The organism is Comamonas sp. HJ-2 (assembly GCF_053615495.1).
Window position 1 is genome coordinate 1 of record NZ_JBSIFD010000058.1, and the last position, 5,495, is coordinate 5,495.

The following is a 5,495-nucleotide window of genomic DNA, read 5'->3' on the forward strand; positions in this document are numbered from 1 at the left end:
GTAAGAGCCTGACGATGACCTACTTTCACACGGGAACCCGCACTATCATCGGCGCAAAGTCGTTTCACTGTCCTGTTCGGGATGGGAAGGAGTGGTACCAACTTGCTATGGTCATCAGGCATAAACTTTTTGTCAGATTGACAGCGCCTTGATTAACTTCTTAATCTCGCTCACCTTCAATCCAACGAATTCATAGAGTCTTCAATCAGCTTTTCGATTGCGCTATTTCGGCATAACTAGAACTTGCGTTCTGTCTTTTGTTTTTCCAGGCTTACCCAAAGTTATAGGGTCAAGCCGCACGGGCAATTAGTACTGGTTAGCTTAACGCATTACTGCGCTTCCACACCCAGCCTATCAACGTCGTGGTCTACAACGACCCTTCAGGGGGCTCAAGGCCCCGGCAGATCTCATCTTGAAACGAGTTTCCCGCTTAGATGCTTTCAGCGGTTATCTCTTCCACACTTAGCTACCCTGCGATGCCACTGGCGTGACAACAGGTACACCAGAGGTGTGTCCACTCCGGTCCTCTCGTACTAGGAGCAGGCTTCCTCAAATCTGCAGCGCCCACGGAAGATAGGGACCAAACTGTCTCACGACGTTTTAAACCCAGCTCACGTACCTCTTTAAATGGCGAACAGCCATACCCTTGGGACCGACTACAGCCCCAGGATGAGATGAGCCGACATCGAGGTGCCAAACACCGCCGTCGATATGAACTCTTGGGCGGTATCAGCCTGTTATCCCCAGAGTACCTTTTATCCGTTGAGCGATGGCCCTTCCATACAGAACCACCGGATCACTATGTCCTGCTTTCGCATCTGCTCGACTTGTCAGTCTCGCAGTTAAGCACGCTTATGCCATTGCACTATCGTCACGATGTCCGACCGTAACTAGCGTACCTTCGAACTCCTCCGTTACGCTTTGGGAGGAGACCGCCCCAGTCAAACTGCCTACCATGCACTGTCCCCGATCCAGATAATGGATCCAGGTTAGAACCTCAAACGCACCAGGGTGGTATTTCAACGTTGGCTCCATGAGATCTAGCGACCTCACTTCAAAGCCTCCCACCTATCCTACACAGATCCGTTCAAAGTCCAATACAAAGCTACAGTAAAGGTTCATGGGGTCTTTCCGTCTTTCCGCGGGGAGATTGCATCATCACAAACATTTCAACTTCGCTGAGTCTCAGGAGGAGACAGTGTGGCCATCGTTACGCCATTCGTGCAGGTCGGAACTTACCCGACAAGGAATTTCGCTACCTTAGGACCGTTATAGTTACGGCCGCCGTTTACTGGGACTTCAATCAAGAGCTTGCACCCCATCATTTAATCTTCCAGCACCGGGCAGGCGTCACACCCTATACGTCCACTTTCGTGTTTGCAGAGTGCTGTGTTTTTATTAAACAGTCGCAGCCACCAATTTTTTGCAACCCCTTTGAGCTCCGTTTGTACAACTTCACTTACTTGGGGTACACCTTCTCCCGAAGTTACGGTGTCAATTTGCCGAGTTCCTTCTCCTGAGTTCTCTCAAGCGCCTTAGAATACTCATCTCGCGCACCAGTGTCGGTTTGCGGTACGGTCGTCAATAGCTGAAGCTTAGTGGCTTTTCCTGGAAGCAGGGTATCACTCACTTCGTCTGCAAGCAGACTCGTTATCACGCCTCATCTCAGCTCTCCGGATTTGCCTAAAGAGCACGACTACACGCTTGAACCAACTATTCCAACAGTTGGCTGAGCTAACCTTCTCCGTCCCCACATCGCACTATTGATCGGTACAGGAATATTGACCTGTTTCCCATCAGCTACGCATCTCTGCCTCGCCTTAGGGGCCGACTCACCCTACGCCGATGAACGTTGCGTAGGAAACCTTGCGCTTACGGCGAGGGGGCTTTTCACCCCCTTTAACGCTACTCATGTCAGCATTCGCACTTCTGATACCTCCAGCATCCGTTACCAGACACCTTCACAGGCTTACAGAACGCTCTCCTACCACGTGCAATAAATTGCACATCCGCAGCTTCGGTAACTGGCTTAGCCCCGTTACATCTTCCGCGCAGGACGACTCGATCAGTGAGCTATTACGCTTTCTTTAAATGATGGCTGCTTCTAAGCCAACATCCTGACTGTTTTAGCCTTCCCACTTCGTTTCCCACTTAGCCAATTTTAGGGACCTTAGCTGGCGGTCTGGGTTGTTTCCCTCTTGAGTCCGGACGTTAGCACCCGGTGCTCTGTCTCCCAAGCTGTACTCGTCGGTATTCGGAGTTTGCATAGGTTTGGTAAGTCGCCATGACCCCCTAGCCTAAACAGTGCTCTACCCCCGACGGTAATACTTGAGGCACTACCTAAATAGTTTTCGGAGAGAACCAGCTATTTCCAAGTTTGTTTAGCCTTTCACCCCTATCCACAGCTCATCCCCTAATTTTGCAACATTAGTGGGTTCGGACCTCCAGTACCTGTTACGGCACCTTCATCCTGGCCATGGATAGATCACTTGGTTTCGGGTCTACACCCAGCGACTAGTCGCCCTATTCGGACTCGATTTCTCTTCGCCTCCCCTATTCGGTTAAGCTTGCCACTGAATGTAAGTCGCTGACCCATTATACAAAAGGTACGCCGTCACCCCTAAGGGCTCCGACTTTTTGTAAGCATACGGTTTCAGGATCTATTTCACTCCCCTCCCGGGGTTCTTTTCGCCTTTCCCTCACGGTACTGGTTCACTATCGGTCGATGATGAGTATTTAGCCTTGGAGGATGGTCCCCCCATATTCAGACAGGGTTTCTCGTGCCCCGCCCTACTTGTCTGCAGCCTAGTACCACCGATCGGTTTTCACATACGGGACTATCACCCACTATGGTCGGCCTTTCCATGCCGTTTTGTTAACTGATCGACTATCACTGCAAGGCTCTTCCGAATTCGCTCGCCACTACTATCGGAATCTCGGTTGATGTCTTTTCCTCTGGGTACTTAGATGTTTCAGTTCTCCAGGTTCGCTTCGTGCACCTATGTATTCAGTGCACGATACCTCTTGCGAGGTGGGTTCCCCCATTCAGAAATCTCCGGATCAAAGCTTATTTGCCAGCTCCCCGAAGCTTATCGCAGGCTATCACGTCTTTCGTCGCCTATCATCGCCAAGGCATCCACCATATGCTCTTAGTCACTTGACCCTATAACTTTGGACTCTCTTAGCGAGAATCAAAGCCTGGTTTCAAAGACTGGTGAGGTCTTGCACCTCACGCGTTATGCCGTAATGTGAATATCTTTGGCTGCATCTTTCGATGCAGCTTAGAGAATATTCGTCATTACTAGATAAATTTGCATTCGCAAAATATCTGTTTTGACGCAATCAAAATGTTGCTGGCGGCACGGTGCGAATATCTTTCGATTTCGCTTTCCACCAGCAACGCTGATTTCGACTCTATGAATTTTTAAAGAACAGCCTATTGATCAAAGATCAATATAAAAGCAGTCTGAAGCAGACTGCTTTTATATTGAATTTGTTTTTTTGCTTCTACTCTGCTTTTGCTTCGCTTGCGCTTCACATCTGCTGAGCCAACGATTATAGCACCTTTCGGCGCTATCATTTTTGGTGGAGGATGACGGGATCGAACCGACGACCCCCTGCTTGCAAAGCAGGTGCTCTCCCAGCTGAGCTAATCCCCCGGGATCCTCTGACCAGATATTGGAATCTTGGTGGGTCTAGTTGGGCTCGAACCAACGACCCCTGCGTTATCAACACAGTGCTCTAACCAGCTGAGCTACAGACCCATTCCATGCAGCCCGCTGTCATTCAGCAAGCTACCTGGCTTGTTCCAACAACCGATAAGTGTGGACGTTCAATTTGAAGCAGCATTTTTCCAGAAAGGAGGTGATCCAGCCGCACCTTCCGATACGGCTACCTTGTTACGACTTCACCCCAGTCACGAACCCCGCCGTGGTAAGCGCCCTCCTTGCGGTTAGGCTACCTACTTCTGGCGAGACCCGCTCCCATGGTGTGACGGGCGGTGTGTACAAGACCCGGGAACGTATTCACCGTGACATTCTGATCCACGATTACTAGCGATTCCGACTTCACGCAGTCGAGTTGCAGACTGCGATCCGGACTACGACTGGCTTTATGGGATTAGCTCCCCCTCGCGGGTTGGCAACCCTTTGTACCAGCCATTGTATGACGTGTGTAGCCCCACCTATAAGGGCCATGAGGACTTGACGTCATCCCCACCTTCCTCCGGTTTGTCACCGGCAGTCCCATTAGAGTGCTCAACTGAATGTAGCAACTAATGGCAAGGGTTGCGCTCGTTGCGGGACTTAACCCAACATCTCACGACACGAGCTGACGACAGCCATGCAGCACCTGTGTGCAGGTTCTCTTTCGAGCACCAAACCATCTCTGGTAAGTTCCTGCCATGTCAAAGGTGGGTAAGGTTTTTCGCGTTGCATCGAATTAAACCACATCATCCACCGCTTGTGCGGGTCCCCGTCAATTCCTTTGAGTTTCAACCTTGCGGCCGTACTCCCCAGGCGGTCAACTTCACGCGTTAGCTTCGTTACTGAGTCAGTTAAGACCCAACAACCAGTTGACATCGTTTAGGGCGTGGACTACCAGGGTATCTAATCCTGTTTGCTCCCCACGCTTTCGTGCATGAGCGTCAGTGCAGGCCCAGGGGATTGCCTTCGCCATCGGTGTTCCTCCGCATATCTACGCATTTCACTGCTACACGCGGAATTCCATCCCCCTCTGCCGCACTCTAGCCTTGCAGTCACAATGGCAGTTCCCAGGTTGAGCCCGGGGATTTCACCACTGTCTTACAAAACCGCCTGCGCACGCTTTACGCCCAGTAATTCCGATTAACGCTTGCACCCTACGTATTACCGCGGCTGCTGGCACGTAGTTAGCCGGTGCTTATTCTTACGGTACCGTCATGACCCGGGGATATTAGCCCCAGGCTTTTCGTTCCGTACAAAAGCAGTTTACAACCCGAGGGCCTTCATCCTGCACGCGGCATTGCTGGATCAGGCTTTCGCCCATTGTCCAAAATTCCCCACTGCTGCCTCCCGTAGGAGTCTGGGCCGTGTCTCAGTCCCAGTGTGGCTGGTCGTCCTCTCAGACCAGCTACAGATCGCAGGCTTGGTAAGCCTTTACCCCACCAACTACCTAATCTGCCATCAGCCGCTCTAGTAGCACAAGGCCCGAAGGTCCCCTGCTTTCATCCGTAGATCTCATGCGGTATTAGCTACTCTTTCGAGTAGTTATCCCCCACTACTAGGCACGTTCCGATGTATTACTCACCCGTTCGCCACTCGTCAGCATCCGAAGACCTGTTACCGTTCGACTTGCATGTGTAAAGCATGCCGCCAGCGTTCAATCTGAGCCAGGATCAAACTCTATAGTTCGATCTTGAATTTAAAGTCTTTCGACTGCTCACTCACTTGACGGAATCAAGAAGAATTAATTCTTCCTCATTACTGTTTTTGTGAGCGTTTGATAACTCCGAAGAG

2 tRNA genes and 3 rRNA genes are annotated in these 5,495 nt (G+C 50.9%); all 5 read right to left on the minus strand.

Going from position 1 to position 5,495, the window contains the following annotated elements:
* Positions 1-6: 6 nt before the first annotated feature.
* The 5 genes from rrf to ACWGXF_RS24245 all read right to left on the minus strand — a co-directional run bounded on the left by rrf (position 7) and on the right by ACWGXF_RS24245 (position 5,390).
* Positions 7-119: ribosomal RNA gene (rrf, locus tag ACWGXF_RS24225) — 5S ribosomal RNA — on the minus strand.
* A gap of 166 nt (positions 120-285) precedes the next feature.
* Positions 286-3,163 (minus strand): 23S ribosomal RNA (locus ACWGXF_RS24230).
* 420 nt (positions 3,164-3,583) lie between these two features.
* A tRNA-Ala gene (locus ACWGXF_RS24235) sits at positions 3,584-3,659 on the minus strand.
* A 28-nt stretch (positions 3,660-3,687) separates the two neighbouring features.
* Positions 3,688-3,764: transfer RNA gene (locus ACWGXF_RS24240), tRNA-Ile, on the minus strand.
* A 93-nt stretch (positions 3,765-3,857) separates the two neighbouring features.
* A 16S ribosomal RNA gene (locus ACWGXF_RS24245) occupies positions 3,858-5,390 on the minus strand.
* Together the 16S, 23S and 5S rRNA genes with 2 tRNA genes alongside form the textbook arrangement of a ribosomal RNA operon.
* Positions 5,391-5,495 lie beyond the last annotated feature (105 nt).